The following is a 14,731-nucleotide window of genomic DNA, read 5'->3' as shown; positions in this document are numbered from 1 at the left end:
ATCACCAACCGGTAGGCAGTGGGCAGAGGACGGGCGATCGGACGCCTGCGGCCGAAGTGTTGAAAGATGGTGGGATGACCTCGCAGCATGATCCGGATCGCTGGTCGCGGCTCACGGCCGTGGCGGGCGAGGCCTTGGCCGCGGCCAAGGTCGGGGAGGACGCTGTCGCGGTCGACCTGGTCACCGGGTACCTCAGCGGGTCTCCCGAGGGCAACGAGGAGATCAGGGAGCTGGTCCTGCTGCTCTTCTCCGAGTGCAGCGGCATGGTCGCCGCGCTCGGCTCGGGCGGTGCCACCCCGGTGAAGATGCAGGTCTTCGACGAGGACGGCCAGGAGGTCCCGATCGACGACGCGGACCCGCCGGTGCGCACGGCGATCCGCACCCTGCTCGCCGAGGTGCACGGCGACGAGGAGGCCGCGGCCGAGCAGATCGAGATCGCGCTCACGAACGGCGCCCCGCAGGAGCTGGCGACGGTCGTGCTCCAGGCGCTGCGGTGGACGGTGAAGCTCGCCGCCGAGTGCCAGACGCGCGACCTCGAGGTCCCGGACTGGATCACCGACTCCCTGGAGGAGTGACAGCGCGTTCGGCCTGGCAGAGCCCTTGACAGGGAACCTGGAGGCCGCCCGGTCACCTGTTCGCCGTGATGCGGACAAGGCAGTCGGTCGTGTTCTCGGAGATGTTGTCCCGGTCGGGCCTGCGCGAATGCGGTCACGACCGGTTCCAGGCCTTGACAAGGGATTTGGTCCAGACCATCGTTCGTCTCTGACCAGCCCCGACGTTTCCCGAGGCTGAACGGGCGGTCACCCCCTGCACCCGCCATCCCCTCCAGGGAGAACCATGAGACTCCGCTTCGGCGCCCTGCTGACAGCGAGCACACTGGCACTCGCCGCCGTCACGTCCCCTTCCGCCTCGGCCGCCGCGGGCGTGACCGCGACGTTCGTCAAGACCAGCGACTGGGGGTCCGGATTCGAGGGCCGGTTCACCGTCGCCAACGGCGGCTCCAGCGCCCTCACGAGCTGGCGCGTCGAGTTCGACCTGCCTTCCGGCACCGCGATCGGCAGCGCCTGGGACGCGACCCTCACCCGATCCGGTGACCACTACGTCGCGGTGAACAAGAGCTACAACGGCGACGTCGGTGTCGGCGCATCCGCTTCGTTCGGCGTCGTCGGCTCCGGTTCCGGCGGCCCGGCCAACTGCACCGTCAACGGCGGTCCCTGCACCGGCGGTGGCGGCGGCGACACGACCGCCCCCAGCACCCCGTCCGGTCTCCGCTCGACCGGCACCACCAAGAGCTCGGTGTCCCTGAGCTGGACCGCGTCGACCGACAACGTCGGCGTGACCGGCTACGACGTCTACCGCGACGGTTCCGTCGCCACGTCCACGTCCGGCACCTCCGCCACGGTCTCCGGCCTGACCGGCGGCACCTCGTACACGTTCACCGTCAAGGCCCGCGACGCCGCGGGCAACACCTCGGGCGCCAGCAACCAGGTCACCGCCACCACCCAGCCCGGCGGCACCGATCCCGGCACCGGCTCGAAGTCCGCCGCCCCGTACCTCTACATGGGCTGGGGCAGCCCGCCCAGCCCGGCCGCGGTCATGCGCGACACCGGCGTCAAGTGGTTCACCATGGCCTTCATCCTGTCCTCCGGCGGCTGCAACCCCGCCTGGGACGGCAGCCGCCCGCTGTCCGGCAGCACCGACGCCGCCGCCATCGCCGAGATCCGCGCCAACGGCGGCGACATCGTCCCCTCGTTCGGCGGCTGGAGCGGCAACAAGCTCGGCCCCAACTGCTCCACCCCAGAAGCCCTCGCGGGCGCCTACCAGCAGGTCATCAACGCCTACGGCCTCAAGGCGATCGACATCGACATCGAGAACTCCGACGAGTTCGAGAACGAGACCGTCCAGGACCGCATCCTGACGGCCCTGAAGATCGTCAAGCAGAACAACCCCGGCATCCAGACCATCGTCACGTTCGGCACCACCACCACCGGCCCGAACTACTACGGCGGCAGGCTGATCGACCGCGCCAAGGCCCTGGACGCCAACATCGACATCTTCACCATCATGCCGTTCGACTTCGGCAGCTCGAACATCGAGACCGACACCGTCAACGCCGCCACCGGACTCAAGAACAAGCTCAAGACCACCTTCGGCTGGTCCGACGCCACCGCCTTCTCCCACGTGGGCATCTCCGGCATGAACGGCGTGTCCGACCAGCGGGAGACGACGACCACCGCCGCCTGGTCCAACATCACCGCCTGGTCCAAGTCCAACGGCCTGGGCAGGCTCGCGTTCTGGTCCGTCAACCGCGACCGCACCTGCCCCGGCGGCGGCAGCGAGCTGAGCGCCTCCTGCAGCGGCATCGTCCAGACCGACTGGGAGTTCACCCGCATCACCGCGGGCTTCTGAGCCCTCCGCCAGGCGCCCCCGAAGGCGTCCCGGCGAGGAAACCGGGTGCCCTCCGACCTACGCGTCGGAGGGCACCCGTGTCGGGAGCAGTTCGCGGACGAGCGCGCCGACCTGCTCCGACTCGATCAGGAACGCGTCGTGCCCGTACTCCGAGGTGACGACCCGGAGGTCGTCCGCGGTGGTGATGCCCGCGGCCAACTCCGCCTGCTGGGCCGGTGGGAACAGCCGGTCGGTGTCGATGCCCGCGACGATCGTCCGCGCGGTCACCCGGCCGAGCGCGGCCTTCACCCCGCCCCGGTCGCGGCCGACGTCGTGGCTGTTCATCGACTCCGTCAGCACCACGTAGCTGTCCGGGTCGAACCTCCGCACCAGCTTCTCCGCGTGGTGGTCCAGATAGGACTCGACCGCGAACCTGCCGTCCCCCTGCTCCCGCCTCCCGAACCGCGCCCCCAACTCCACCTCCGTCCGGTAGCTGATGTGCGCGATCCGCCGTGCGATCCCCAACCCCAGCAGGGGATCCGCCCGAACGGCGTGGATCTGCGCCGACGCCAGCGCGATCTGCTCGGCCGACGACGCCGCGGGCACCGCCAGCAGCAGCAGCGCCCGCACCCGGTCCGGTTCCCCCACCGCCCACTCGACCGCTCTCATCCCGCCCATCGACCCGCCCAGCACGCCTGCCCACGAGCCGATCCCCAGCCGGTCGGCCAGCACCACCTCGGCCGCCACCTGGTCGCGGGCGGTCACCAGCGGGAACCGGCTGCCCCACGGCTTCCCGTCCGGTGCGGGTGACAGCGGCCCGGTGCTCCCCTGGCACCCGCCCAGCACGTTCGGCGCCACGATGAACCAGTGCGCCGGGTCCAGCGCCCTGCCCGGTCCGACCAGGGCGTCCCACCACCCCGGTGTCGGGTGTCCCGGCTCGACCACCCCGGCCACGTGGCTGTCCCCGGTCAGCGCGTGCAGCACCAGCACCGCGTTCGACCGGTCCTCGTTCAGCGTCCCCCACGTCTCGTAGGCCAACCGGAACCCCGGCAGCCCGGCGAGCGGCCCGTCGTGCTCGATCCACGACCGCCGCCCCACGGGGTCCCCCTCGCGCCACCCGCCGGTGGTGCGAGGGGACTGAGCTGTCACGGCTCCGCCGTCACTGGGCGGACTTCGCCGACCGGAACCCCGCCTCCAGGTCGGCCTTGAGGTCCTCGATCCCCTCGATGCCGACCGACAGCCGCACCAGCCCCGGCGTCACACCGGTCGTGACCTGCTCGTCGGGCGACAGCTGGCTGTGCGTGGTGCTGGCCGGGTGCACGATCAGGCTGCGCACGTCGCCGATGTTCGCGAGCTGGCTGAACAGCTCGGTGCCGTCCACGAACGCCCGGCCCGCCTCGACGCCGCCGCGCAGCTCGAACGACACGATCGCGCCCGCGCCCTTGGGCAGGTACTTCCGGGCGTTGTCGTACCACGGGCTCGACGGCAGGCCCGCGTAGTGGACCTTCTCGACCTCGTCGCGCCGCTCCAGCCACTCGGCCAGCGCCTGGGCGTTCGCGACGTGCCTGTCGATGCGCAGCGACAGGGTCTCGATGCCCTGGATGATCAGGAAGCTGTTGAGCGGGGCGATGGCGGCACCGGTGTCGCGCAGCAGCTGCACGCGCAGCTTCGCGGCGAACGCGCCGGGGCCCAGCGCGGGCCAGTACCGGAGGCCGTTGTAGCTCGGGTCGGGCTCGGTGAAGTCCGGGAAGCGGTCCGTGCCGAAGTCGAACGTGCCGCCGTCCACCACGACACCCGCGATCGTCGTGCCGTGGCCGCCCAGGTACTTGGTCGCCGAGTGCACGACGACGTCCGCGCCGTGCTCGATCGGCCGCACCAGGTACGGGGTGGGCACGGTGTTGTCCACGACCAGCGGCACGCCGACCTCGTGCGACACCTCCGCCACCGCGGTGATGTCGAGGACGTGCGAGCGCGGGTTCGCCAGCGTCTCGGCGAAGAACAGCTTGGTGTTCGGCCGCGCCGCGGCGCGCCACTGCTCCAGGTCGTCGGGGTCGTCGACGAACGTGACCTCGATGCCCAGCTTCGGCAGCGTGTAGTGGAACAGGTTGTACGTGCCGCCGTAGAGGGAGGCGCTGGACACGAAGTGGTCGCCCGAGCGGGCGAGGTTCAGGATCGTCGCCGTCACGGCCGCCGAGCCGGACGCGAACGCCACCGCCGCGACGCCGCCCTCGAGCGCGGCCACCCGCTGCTCCAGCACGTCCTGGGTCGGGTTGTTGATGCGCGTGTAGATGTTGCCCGCCTCGGCCAGGCTGAACAGCGCGGCGCCGTGGGCGGTGTCCCGGAAGACGTAGGACGTCGTCTGGTAGATCGGCGTGGCGCGGGCGCCGGTGGCCGGGTCGGGTGTGGCGCCTGCGTGGACCTGCTTGGTCTCGAACGACCAGGCCGTGGTGTCGGCGGACATGGCTGTCTCCTGTTTCGTAAAGGTTTTCACGCTGGTGGAGGAGGGTGGCGACGCGGTGGGTCAGGCGAGGCCGCGACAGGCCATGCCGGTGACGCGCACGCGGTTCGCGTGCCGCCGTGCCACGAGCAAGCTCATGTCGGCGACGTTAGTGCGGTGTGCACATCCTGCAACAGGGCGTCCAGCTCGTGGGACGCCTATCGTTCGTCCCATGCGCACCGCACTGATCGGCTACGGCCTCGGCGGCTCGGCCTTCCACGCGCCGTTCGTCCACACGACACCCGGACTCGAGCTGAGCGCCGTCGTGACCGGCAACCCCGACCGCCAGGCCGAGGTGCGCGCCCGCTACCCCGAGGCCGAGATCCTCTCCTCAGTCGACGACGTGTGGTCCCGCGACTACGACCTCGCCGTCGTCACCACGCCCAACCGCTTCCACCACGCCCACGCCAGGTCCGCTGTGGAGCACGGTCTGCACGTCGTGGTCGACAAGCCGTTCTCCGGCACGGCCGCCGAGGCGCGCGACCTGGTGGACCTCGCGGCCGCGCGGGGCCTCGTGCTCGTCCCGTTCCACAACCGGCGCTGGGACGGCGACTTCCGCACCGTCCAGAAGCTGCTGGCCGACGGGGCGCTCGGCGCCGTGCACCGCTTCGAGTCCCGCTTCGAACGCTGGCGCCCGCGACCCAAGGCCACCTGGAAGGAGTCCGGCGACCCCGCCGACCTCGGCAGCGTCGTCTACGACCTCGGCAGCCACCTGGTCGACCAGGCCATCGCCCTCTTCGGACGGCCGGTGGACGTCTACGCGGAGATCGCGACCCTGCGCGACGGCGCCCAGGCCGAGGACGACGCCTTCCTGTCGCTGACCCACCGCGACGGCACCCGGTCGCACCTGCACGCGGGCGCCCTGGTCGCCGACCTCGGACCGCGGTTCCGGGTGCTCGGCGACAAGGCCGCCTACGTGAAGCACGGGATGGACCCGCAGGAGGAGCTGCTCAAGGCCGGGACCGCGCCGGGAGGCGACGGCTGGGGCGAGGAGCCCGAGTCCGCCTGGGGCGAGCTGCGGGCGGGCACCGAGTCGTCGCCGGTGCGCACCGAGCCGGGCGCCTACCAGCTGTTCTACGCGGGCGTGGCCAAGGCCGTGCTGCACGGCGACGCGCCGCCGGTGGACGCGCGGGACGCGGTGATCGGCCTGGAGGTGATCGAGGCGGCGGCGCTCTCGGCTCGGACGCGGCAGGTCGTGCCGCTCGACTAGCCCTCGTCCTCCCACGGCCGGTCCTCCGCTGAGGCGTGCGGCTCAGGCGGTCCTCGGCATGGGCGGGTGCAGCGTCGTCGCCGTGCCCCGCCGGAACAGCTGCGCCGGGCGTCCGCCGTCACGGGTGGTCGTGCTGCCCGTCGGCACCAGCAGGTTCGCCGCCCCGGTCACCTTGCGGTGGAAGTTCCGCGGGTCCAGCTCCGCCCCCCACACCAGCTCGTAGACCCGCCGCAGCTCCGCCACCGTGAACTCCTCCGCGCAGAACGCGGTCGCCAGCGGCGTGTACTCCAGCTTCGCCCGCGCCCGTTCCACCCCGTCGGCCAGGATCGCGTCGTGGTCGAACGCGAGTGACCGCGCGCGTTCCACCGGCACCCACCGGGCGTCGGCCGCGTCCGTCCCCGCCTTCGGCGTCGGCAGGTCCGGCGCCAAGGCCAGGTAGGCCACCGTCACCACCCGCTGCCGCGGGTCGCGGGCGGGCGCCCCGTAGCTGCGCAGCTGTTCCAGGTGGACGGTCCCCACGGCCAGCCCGGTCTCCTCCTCCAGCTCCCGCGCCGCCGCCCGGTCCAGGTCCTCGTCCGGCCGCACGAACCCGCCCGGCAGCGCCCACTCGCCCTGGAACGGCGCCTCCCCGCGCCGCACCACCAGCGCGCACAGCCGGTCGTCCCTGATCGTCAGGACGACCAGGTCCGCGGTCACCGCGAAAATCGGGTAGCGCTCCATGCGAGGATCATATCGTCAGGTTGACGAGAACGCTCGGCGCACATATCGTCAACCCGACGAAAACCACTCGGAAGGAGCAGCACCATGGCTGACATCACCGGCTACCCCGGCCTGAAGCACCTGCGGGGGACCCCGACCGTGCACGTCCGGCACGTGAAGCACGGCAAGGTCGTGCACGACGGGACGGGGCTGTCGTTCTGGTTCCGGCCGCGCAGCGCGGTGCTGTCGGAGGTGCCGGTCGACGACCGGGAGCTGCCGATGCTGTTCCACGCGCGCACGGCCGACTTCCAGGACGTGACGGTGCAGATGACCCTCACCTACCGGGTCGCCGACCCGGCGCTGGCGGCCGCTCGCGTCGACTTCTCGATCGACCCCGGCACCGGCTCGTGGCGCGGGGACCCGTTGGCGCAGATCGCCGGGCTGCTGACCGAGAGCGCGCAGCAGCACGCGCTGGACGTGCTGGCGCGGTCGCCGCTGGCCGACGCCCTGGTGGACGGCGTGCGCGCGGTGCGCGACCGGGTCGGCGAGGGCCTCGGCGGGGACGGCCGGTCGGCGCAGACCGGGATCACGGTCGTGGACGTGCGGGTCGTGGCGATCCGGCCGGAACCGGAGATGGAGAAGGCACTGCGGACGACCGCGCGCGAGCAGGTGCAGCAGGAGGCGGACCGGGCGACCTACGAGCGGCGGGCGCGCGCCGTCGAGCGGGAGCGGGCGATCGGCGAGAACGAGCTGCAGAACCAGATCGAGCTGGCGAAGCGGGAGGAGCAGCTGGTCGTGCAGCGCGGCACGAACGCGAAGCGGCAGGCCGAGGACGCCGCGGCGGCGTCGGCGATCGAGACCGAGGCCAAGGCGAACTCGGTGCGGGAGCTGGGCGAGGCCCGTGCCGCGGCCGAGGCGGCGCACCTCGCCGCCTACCGGGACGTGCCCGCCGCCGTGCTGCAGGGCTTGGCGCTCAAGGAGCTCGCGGGCCACCTGCCGAAGATCGACAGCCTGGTGGTCACGCCGGACATGCTGGTGCCGCTGCTCGCGAAGCTGGGCGCGAAGTGAGCCTGCCGCCGCGGATCGTCGTGGTGCACCGGCGGACCGAGCTCGCGGACCTGCTGGCCCACCACGGGACCCGCGGGCAGGTCGACTTCTTCCTGGGCACCCGCGGCCGCACGCTCGACGAGGTGACGCGGCGCGACGCGGCCGACCAGGCCGCGCTCGCGACCGTGGCGGCGGCGATCCCGCTGGACTGGCGGCGCGGCTCCGTGGAGCGCGACGACCTGGCCCGGTTCCTGTTCGCGCCGGAGGACGTCGTGGTCGTCGTCGGCCAGGACGGACTGGTGGCGAACGTGGCCAAGTACCTCGACGGGCAGCCGGTGATCGGCGTGAACCCCGCACCCGGCGGCGTGCTGGCCCGGCACGCGCCCGCCGCCGCGGCACGGCTGCTGCGGGCGGTCGCGGACGGGACCGCGGTGGCCGAGGAGCGCACGATGGTCGAGGCCGTGTCCGACGACGGGCAGAGGTTGCTGGCGTTGAACGAGGTCTACATCGGCCACCCCGGCCACCAGACCGCGCGCTACCGGATCGCGGGCCTGGAGCGGCAGGCGTCGTCCGGGGTGCTGGTCGGCACCGGGACCGGGGCGACCGGGTGGTGCGGGTCGGTGTGGCGGGAGCGCGGCAGCACGGTCGTGCTGCCCACCCCGACCGAGCGGCGGCTGGCGTGGTTCGTGCGGGAGGCGTGGCCGTCGCCCGGTACCGGCGTCGAGCACACCGAGGGGTCGCTGACGGACTCGCCGCTCGTCATCGACGTGGAGTCGGACGGGCTGGTGGTGTTCGGCGACGGCATCGAGCAGGACTCGGTGCGGCTGGGCTGGGGGCAGCGGGTTGAGGTCGGCCAGGCGCGGACCACCCTGCGTCTTGTCAACTGAAACTCTTAGTGTCTAAGATACTTTTCATGGGAGATGAAAATGTGCAGGTGCTTGTGGTCGGGGCCGGTCTCGGTGGGCTGTCAGCCACCCTTTTCCTGGCCAGGCAAGGGATTCGCGTGCTCGGCGTCGCCAAGCACGCGCACACGGCCGTCCACCCGAAGGCGACGGGCCAGACCCCGCGGACGATGGAGATGATGCGGCTCGGCGGCGTCGAGGACGCGGTGATGGCGGGCAGCGTCGGCGGGATCGTCATCAAGGTCGCGGAAAGCCTGAAGGGGCGGGTGTTCCAGACGATCGTGCCGGACGAGGGCGAGTTCGACCTGTCCGCGCTGTCACCCGCCCCGTTCGGCATGGCCTCGCAGGACCACGTCGAACCGGTGCTGCTGGACCGCGCCCGCGAGCTCGGCGCCGAGGTGCGGTTCCGCACCGAGCTGGTGTCGTTCACCCAGGACGACACCGGTGTCACCGCGCGGCTGCTGGACCTGCCGACCGGGCGGATCGGCACGGTGCGGGCCGACTACCTCGTCGCCGCCGACGGCCACCGGGGCAAGGTCCGCGAAGGCCTCGGCATCGAACGGCACGGCCGCGGGTCGCTGTCCCACCACATCGGGGTCGTGTTCGACGCGGACCTCACCGGCCACACAGCGCCCGACAAGACGACCCTCTACTACCTCCAGAACCCCGCGTTCACCGGCGCGTTCGTCACGACGAACACCGAGCGCCGCAACGTCCTCACCGTCGAGTACCACCCGGAGCGCGGCGAGTCCGCGGCCGACTACCCGGAACAGCGGTGCGTCGAGCTGCTGCGGACCGCCACCGACGTGCCGGACCTGGAGCCGAAGATCGTCGACATCGCCCGGTGGGAGATGGCCGCGTGGATGGCCGACCGGTTCTCCTCCGGCCGGGTGTTCCTGGTCGGCGACGCGGCGAAGGTGACACCGCCGACCGGGGGCCTGGGCGGCAACACCGCCGTGCAGGACGGGTACGACATCGCGTGGAAGCTCGCCGCCGTGCTGAAGGGCGAGGCGGGGCCGGGGCTGCTGGCGAGCTACGACCAGGAGCGCAGGCCGTACGCGCAGGCCGTGGTCGACACGTCGTACCACAACTACGTGGAACGCCTCGCGCCGCAGCTGAAAGGGCCGGACGTGCCCGAGGGGATCGACCCGGTCGAGCTGGGCTTCGGCTTCCGCTGCCTGTCCGGCGCCGTCCTCGCGGAGGACGACGACGTGCTGGAGAACCCCTACGAACCCAGTGGCCGCGCGGGTTTCCGCGCGCCGCACGTGGTCGTGGAGCGCGGCGGCGAACAGGTGTCCACTGTGGACCTGTTCGGCCACGGGTGGGTGCTCGTCACCCTCGACCCCGCGTGGAGCGGTTGCGGCGTCGAGGTTCCCGCGCTCACCGACCCGTCCGGGCAGCTCGCGGCCAAGTACGGGATCGGCGAGCGCGGCGCGTCCCTGGTCCGCCCGGACGGCGTCGTCGCGTGGCGCAGCCCGGACCTCGTCATCGACCCCGCCGCTAGCGTTCGGCGGGTTCTGGCCGTCGTGCTCGACCGCTGATCGTCTCGCCGATCGCCACGACGCACAGCCCGCTCACCAGCGCGCCGCCGACGAGGTAGAGCGACACCGGCCAGCTGGCGTGGTCCGCGGTCAGGCCGAGCAGCGCGGCGGCGACCACCGGGGAGAGCCCGCCGCCGAGCACCGCGCCCAGCTGGTAGCTCACCGACACCCCGGTGTAGCGGATCTTCGGGCCGAACAGCTCCGCGTAGTACGCGGGCATCGGCCCGAAGATCGCGGCCGACCCGGCGAACCCGATCACCATCGCCAGCACCACCAGACCCGGCTGCCGGGTGTCGAGCAACCAGAACAGCGGGAACGCGAACACCGCCAGGAACCCCGCGCCACCCAGCATCACCGGCAGCCGCCCGACCCGGTCCGACAGCCTCGCGAACACCAGGATCGCGACGGCCTGCGCGAACGAGCCGACCAGCGTCGCGTTGAGCAGCACCGACCGCGGCATGCCGAGCTGCTTCGTCCCGTAGGACGCCGCGAACGTGGCCAGCACGAAGATGAACATGTTGAACCCGAAGTTCACCCCCGCCCCGAGCAGCACCCGGCGCCAGTGCCCGCGCAGCACCTCCGCGATCGGCAACCTCACCGTCTCGCCCTTGGCACGGGTCTCCCGGAACACCGGGCTCTCCTGCACCGACAACCGCACGTACAACCCGACCCCGACCAGCACCAGGCTGACCAGGAACGGCACCCGCCACCCCCAGTCCAGGAAGTCCTCGCCGGAAGCGCTGACCGACAACGACATCGCCGCGCTCGCCAGCAACAACCCCAACGGCGAGCCCAGGAACGTCCAACTGCCGTACCAGCCCGCCCTGTCCGGTGGCGCGTGCTCGACCACCATCAACGTCGCCCCGCCCTGCTCACCACCCAGGAAGAACCCCTGCACCAGCCGCAGCAGGACGAGCAGCACCGGCGCCAGCAGACCGACCGACGAGTACGTCGGCAACACCCCGATCAACGCCGTGCACACCCCCGTGACCGTCAACGTCACCACGAGCATCGCCCGCCGCCCGACCCGATCCCCGAAGTGCCCGATCACCACCCCGCCCAACGGCCGCGCCAGGAACCCCACCCCGAACGTGGCCAACGACAGCAACGTGCCGATCCGCTCGTCGAACGAGGGGAAGAACAGCTTGTCGAACACCAACGCGGACGCGGTGCCGTAGAGCAGGAAATCGTAGAGCTCCACGGCATTGCCCGCGGAACTGGCGAACGCGACCCGACGCACCCCTGATGACCCCATGGGTCCCAGCGTGCCGAGTAGATCTTGTTCTGACCAGACCGGTTGTTCGCGTCCCGGCCCGCGACCCACTCCCGCCAGACCACCTCTCACGACAGCCGACCACCCCGATCCGGCGGCTTGCTCTGCGCCTCTCTAGCCAGGGCAACCACCCAAGGCAATCGCCCGTCCAACCCCGCGTCCCAGCCCAAGACCCGCTCCCACCAGGCCACCCACGGCAGCCGGTCATCCGATCCGACGCCCTGGTCCGACCACCGGACAAACCATCGCGGCCGACCACCCGATCCGGTGTTACCGCCCAGTTGGGTCGTGGATCCGCCGCCACGCCCGCCAATGTGGACCCATGGCACCACTCCCCTTGCTACTGGCAGCACTGCTCCCCTTCACCACCGTCCCCCCACCCACCGCCGAACTCCTCCCCGCCTCCACGATCGTGCTCACCATCTCGGACAGCACGAACCGCGCCCTGCGCACCGTTGACCTCCTCTGCGACCCCGCGGGCGGCACCCACCCCCACGCCCAGTCCGCGTGCGACGCACTCCAACGCGTCGACGGCCACATCGGCACCCACCCCCAGGGCAACCCCATCTGCCCCCTCGTCTACGACCCCGTCCACGCCACCGCCACCGGTACCTGGCACGGCCAGCCCCGCAAGTACGACCAGACCTTCTCCAACACCTGCGTGATGCACGGCCGCACCGGCGCCATCTTCCAGTTCTGAGCCCCACACCCCAAGTTCCCCCAATCGGGTGATGGATTCACTGTTTCCCCAGGTAGCAGCCCTCACTAAAATCATGAACACTGGCTTTTCGGCCCCGACGACCAGCGATGGGAGCAACCCGTGGAAGCGCTCTCAACGTTGTGGAGAACAGATCAGTCACCACCCACCACCGAGGTCGTCACACACCCGACCCACCACCGCCCCGCAGAAGTAGGGTGAAAGGAGACAGGTCAACTCGAAGGGCGACGAAGACTTGAGCATCTACGACATCCCCGTCACCACCATCTCCGGCGACCCCACCACCCTCGCCCCACTCCGCGGCAAAGCCCTGCTCGTCGTGAACGTGGCCTCCAAATGCGGCCTCACCCCGCAGTACACGGCCCTCGAGCAGCTCCAGAAGGAGTACGGCGACCGCGGCTTCTCAGTCGTCGGGTTCCCGTGCAACCAGTTCGCCGGCCAGGAGCCGGGCACCGCCGAGGAGATCGAGACGTTCTGCTCCACCACCTACGGCGTCACGTTCCCCCTGTTCGAGAAGGTCGAGGTCAACGGCGACGCCCGCCACCCGGTCTACGCCGAACTCACCAAGACCGCCGACGCCGACGGTGCCGCCGGTGACGTCACGTGGAACTTCGAGAAGTTCCTCATCAGCCCCGAGGGCGAAGTGATCGCCCGCTTCCGCCCCCGCACGACCCCCGACGACGAGGCCGTGGTCAAGGCCATCGAGGCCGCCCTGCCCGCCTGACCGGCACCAGCCCGAGCCGCACCAGACTGAGCCGCACCGGCCTGAGCCGCACCGGGGAGCCCCACCAACCGGGGCTCCCCTGCTCGCGCATCCGGGCCCGCTCGCGTCCAGAGCTCCCTGCTTGCCTCCAGGGCCCCCTTGCTCGCAGCCGGACCTGCTCACGTCCGGAGCTCCCTGTTCGCCCCCAGGGCTCCCCTTCTCGCGTACGGACCTGCTCACGTCCGGAGTTCGCTGCTCGCCTCCGGGGCTCACTGCTCGCACCGACGCGCTGCGCGGTTCGGGACCCGGCTACGCGGTTCAAGGGCACAGGCAAGGTGGTTCGAGGGCTCCAGCAACGCGGTTGGAGCTCCGCTCGTCCCGCATGGTCCAGCGGCTTCCCGAATGGTCCGGGGGCTTCCAGGCCGGCTCGCCCGATACGGGATCCGGGCCCCGCTCGTGGCACGTGCTGCGAGGGGTGGGCATTCTGCGTCGGAGGTCTGGGCATTCTGCGTCACGCACGTGCGGAGTTCGAGAGCCCGGCATCCCTACGCAGCTCGGGAGTCTTCGCGCGCCTCGCGCGCCGGAGTGCCAGGGGCCGCTCACCGTATGCGTTCGCGGTCCGGGGTTCCACTTGCTTTGCGCAACGCGCTCTGAGCGCCCCCGTGCGACCCAGCCCCCGACCACCCGCGCACGGCCCAGTTCGAGGCCGGCACGTCTCGTGCGTCCCGTGGCCCAAGGCTTGCCACTCGCCTCACGCGTTTCGGGGCGTGGGACCCCCACCTCAAGCGCTGTGGAACGCCCAAGCGTCCGCGATGATCTCCCTCAACTCCGGCTTCGATTGCCGCCAGCCCAACTCCGTCCGCGCCTTTTCCGCCGAAGCCACGCTCGCCACCGCGTCACCCTCCCGCCGAGGCGCCGTGCGCACCGGAACAGGGCGGCCGGTGACTGAGCGAACGGCGTCGACGACTTCGCGGTTGGAGAAGCCGCGGCCGTTGCCGAGGTTGTAGATCTTGTGCTTGCCGGGTTCGGCGGCGGCCAGGGCGAGTACGTGTGCGGTGGCCAGGTCTTCGATGTGGATGTAGTCGCGGACGGGGGTGCCGTCGGGGGTGGGGTAGTCGTCGCCGAAGAGGAGGAATTCGTCGCGTTTGCCTGCTGCCACGTCGAGCACCATGGGGATGAGGTGGGTTTCCGGGGTGTGGCGTTCGCCGAGGTGGCCGCTGGCGCCCGCGGCGTTGAAGTAGCGGAGGCTGACGGCGCCGAGGCTGGAGGCCTGGCATTCCCAGGGGAGCATCATGTCCACAATGGACTTGCTGGCGGCGTAGGGGTTCTGCGGGTCGACCGGTGACTCCTCGGTCAGCGGTTCCAGGCCGGCGGAGGCGTACATCGAGCCGGTGGAGGAGAAGATCAGGCGTTTGACGTCGTTGGCGCGCATGGCGTCGAGCAGTGACATGGTGCCGCGGACGTTCACGTCGAAGTACAGGTCGGGCTTGCGGACGGACTCGGCGACGGAGATCTTGGCGGCGAAGTGCAGGACCCCGTCGTAGGTGGGGTCGAGCACCTGCGCCGCCGCGTTCAGGGGCAGTTCGTGGAGCACGGCGCCGTCGGGGACGTTGTCGGCGAAGCCGGTGGACAGGTCGTCGAGCACCTCCACGGCGTGGCCCGCGGCCAGCAGTGCGGCGACCGTGGCGCTGCCGATGTACCCGGCACCACCTGTGACCAGCAGCTTCATCCGTGACTCCCGAGTTGTCGTTGC

The 14,731-nt window shown here is 71.2% G+C and carries 13 protein-coding genes; 8 read left to right on the top strand and 5 right to left on the bottom strand.

Annotated elements, in window-relative coordinates:
- Window positions 1-74: 74 nt before the first annotated feature.
- Both CLV43_RS13655 and CLV43_RS13650 read left to right on the top strand, forming a co-directional pair.
- Window positions 75-575, top strand: coding sequence for a hypothetical protein (locus CLV43_RS13655; protein WP_106187452.1), 501 nt, complete (start codon window positions 75-77; stop codon window positions 573-575).
- A 262-nt stretch (window positions 576-837) separates the two neighbouring features.
- Window positions 838-2,409 (top strand): cellulose binding domain-containing protein, encoded by a 1,572-nt coding sequence (locus CLV43_RS13650; RefSeq protein ID WP_106187451.1) that lies wholly within the window; start codon window positions 838-840, stop codon window positions 2,407-2,409.
- Window positions 2,410-2,466: 57 nt separating this feature from the next.
- Here the strand turns inward: CLV43_RS13650 and metX are convergent, their stop codons facing one another.
- Together metX and CLV43_RS13640 are read right to left on the bottom strand one after the other, a co-directional pair.
- A complete protein-coding gene (gene metX, locus CLV43_RS13645) occupies window positions 2,467-3,537 on the bottom strand; it encodes a homoserine O-acetyltransferase MetX (RefSeq protein ID WP_106187450.1) in 1,071 nt (356 codons plus the stop codon).
- 10 nt (window positions 3,538-3,547) lie between these two features.
- Window positions 3,548-4,849 carry a bifunctional o-acetylhomoserine/o-acetylserine sulfhydrylase gene (locus tag CLV43_RS13640; RefSeq protein WP_106187449.1) on the bottom strand — a complete coding sequence of 434 codons (1,302 nt, stop codon included), beginning with the start codon at window positions 4,847-4,849 and terminating at the stop codon, window positions 3,548-3,550.
- A gap of 208 nt (window positions 4,850-5,057) precedes the next feature.
- Between CLV43_RS13640 and CLV43_RS13635 the strand changes: the two genes are divergently transcribed.
- Window positions 5,058-6,095, top strand: a complete 1,038-nt coding sequence (locus CLV43_RS13635; protein WP_106187448.1) for a Gfo/Idh/MocA family oxidoreductase — start codon at window positions 5,058-5,060, stop codon at window positions 6,093-6,095.
- A 42-nt stretch (window positions 6,096-6,137) separates the two neighbouring features.
- Here CLV43_RS13635 and CLV43_RS13630 read toward each other — a convergent pair whose 3' ends face one another.
- Window positions 6,138-6,815: an NUDIX hydrolase gene (locus CLV43_RS13630; RefSeq protein ID WP_106187447.1), complete on the bottom strand. Its 678-nt coding sequence runs from the start codon at window positions 6,813-6,815 to the stop codon at window positions 6,138-6,140.
- Between the two features lie 84 nt (window positions 6,816-6,899).
- On the opposite strand from CLV43_RS13630, the gene CLV43_RS13625 reads away from it, so the two are divergent.
- Genes CLV43_RS13625 through rdmE form a run of 3 tightly spaced genes read left to right on the top strand, consistent with a single transcriptional unit; the run spans window position 6,900 to window position 10,284 of the window.
- Window positions 6,900-7,862, top strand: coding sequence for an SPFH domain-containing protein (locus CLV43_RS13625; protein ID WP_106187446.1), 963 nt, complete (start codon window positions 6,900-6,902; stop codon window positions 7,860-7,862).
- Window positions 7,859-8,728 (top strand): NAD(+)/NADH kinase, encoded by an 870-nt coding sequence (locus tag CLV43_RS13620; RefSeq protein WP_106187445.1) that lies wholly within the window; start codon window positions 7,859-7,861, stop codon window positions 8,726-8,728. The genes CLV43_RS13625 and CLV43_RS13620 overlap by 4 nt, the downstream gene beginning before the upstream one ends.
- Before the next feature lie 26 nt (window positions 8,729-8,754).
- A complete protein-coding gene (rdmE, locus tag CLV43_RS13615) occupies window positions 8,755-10,284 on the top strand; it encodes an aklavinone 12-hydroxylase RdmE (RefSeq protein WP_106187444.1) in 1,530 nt (509 codons plus the stop codon).
- Here the strand turns inward: rdmE and CLV43_RS13610 are convergent.
- The gene (locus tag CLV43_RS13610; protein ID WP_106187443.1) at window positions 10,244-11,539 is read right to left on the bottom strand and encodes an MFS transporter; all 1,296 of its coding nucleotides are present in this window, start codon (window positions 11,537-11,539) and stop codon (window positions 10,244-10,246) included. The genes rdmE and CLV43_RS13610 overlap by 41 nt on opposite strands.
- A gap of 340 nt (window positions 11,540-11,879) precedes the next feature.
- Here CLV43_RS13610 and CLV43_RS13605 point away from each other — a divergent pair, with 340 nt between their 5' ends.
- The gene (locus CLV43_RS13605) at window positions 11,880-12,257 is read left to right on the top strand and encodes an SSI family serine proteinase inhibitor (RefSeq protein ID WP_106187442.1); all 378 of its coding nucleotides are present in this window, start codon (window positions 11,880-11,882) and stop codon (window positions 12,255-12,257) included.
- 253 nt (window positions 12,258-12,510) lie between these two features.
- On the top strand, window positions 12,511-12,999 hold the full coding sequence (locus tag CLV43_RS13600; protein WP_106187441.1) for a glutathione peroxidase: 489 nt from the start codon (window positions 12,511-12,513) through the stop codon (window positions 12,997-12,999).
- A 760-nt stretch (window positions 13,000-13,759) separates the two neighbouring features.
- Here the strand turns inward: CLV43_RS13600 and galE are convergent.
- Window positions 13,760-14,707 carry a UDP-glucose 4-epimerase GalE gene (gene galE / locus CLV43_RS13595; protein WP_106187440.1) on the bottom strand — a complete coding sequence of 316 codons (948 nt, stop codon included), beginning with the start codon at window positions 14,705-14,707 and terminating at the stop codon, window positions 13,760-13,762.
- Window positions 14,708-14,731 lie beyond the last annotated feature (24 nt).

The organism is Umezawaea tangerina (assembly GCF_003002815.1).
Classification (GTDB): domain Bacteria; phylum Actinomycetota; class Actinomycetes; order Mycobacteriales; family Pseudonocardiaceae; genus Umezawaea; species Umezawaea tangerina.
Note: the sequence above shows the minus strand (reverse complement) of the source record. Positions and strands in the feature narration are given on the sequence as shown.

Excerpts from the sequence above, each read along its gene's own strand:
- CLV43_RS13640 (WP_106187449.1), bottom strand. The coding sequence starts at position 4,849 with ATGTCCGCCGACACCACGGCCTGGTCGTTCGAGACCAAGCAGGTCCAC.
- CLV43_RS13635 (WP_106187448.1), top strand. The coding sequence starts at position 5,058 with ATGCGCACCGCACTGATCGGCTACGGCCTCGGCGGCTCGGCCTTCCAC.
- CLV43_RS13655 (WP_106187452.1), top strand. The coding sequence starts at position 75 with ATGACCTCGCAGCATGATCCGGATCGCTGGTCGCGGCTCACGGCCGTG.
- galE (WP_106187440.1), bottom strand. The coding sequence starts at position 14,707 with ATGAAGCTGCTGGTCACAGGTGGTGCCGGGTACATCGGCAGCGCCACG.
- CLV43_RS13650 (WP_106187451.1), top strand. The coding sequence starts at position 838 with ATGAGACTCCGCTTCGGCGCCCTGCTGACAGCGAGCACACTGGCACTC.
- rdmE (WP_106187444.1), top strand. The coding sequence starts at position 8,755 with ATGGGAGATGAAAATGTGCAGGTGCTTGTGGTCGGGGCCGGTCTCGGT.
- CLV43_RS13605 (WP_106187442.1), top strand. The coding sequence starts at position 11,880 with ATGGCACCACTCCCCTTGCTACTGGCAGCACTGCTCCCCTTCACCACC.
- CLV43_RS13630 (WP_106187447.1), bottom strand. The coding sequence starts at position 6,815 with ATGGAGCGCTACCCGATTTTCGCGGTGACCGCGGACCTGGTCGTCCTG.
- CLV43_RS13625 (WP_106187446.1), top strand. The coding sequence starts at position 6,900 with ATGGCTGACATCACCGGCTACCCCGGCCTGAAGCACCTGCGGGGGACC.
- CLV43_RS13610 (WP_106187443.1), bottom strand. The coding sequence starts at position 11,539 with ATGGGGTCATCAGGGGTGCGTCGGGTCGCGTTCGCCAGTTCCGCGGGC.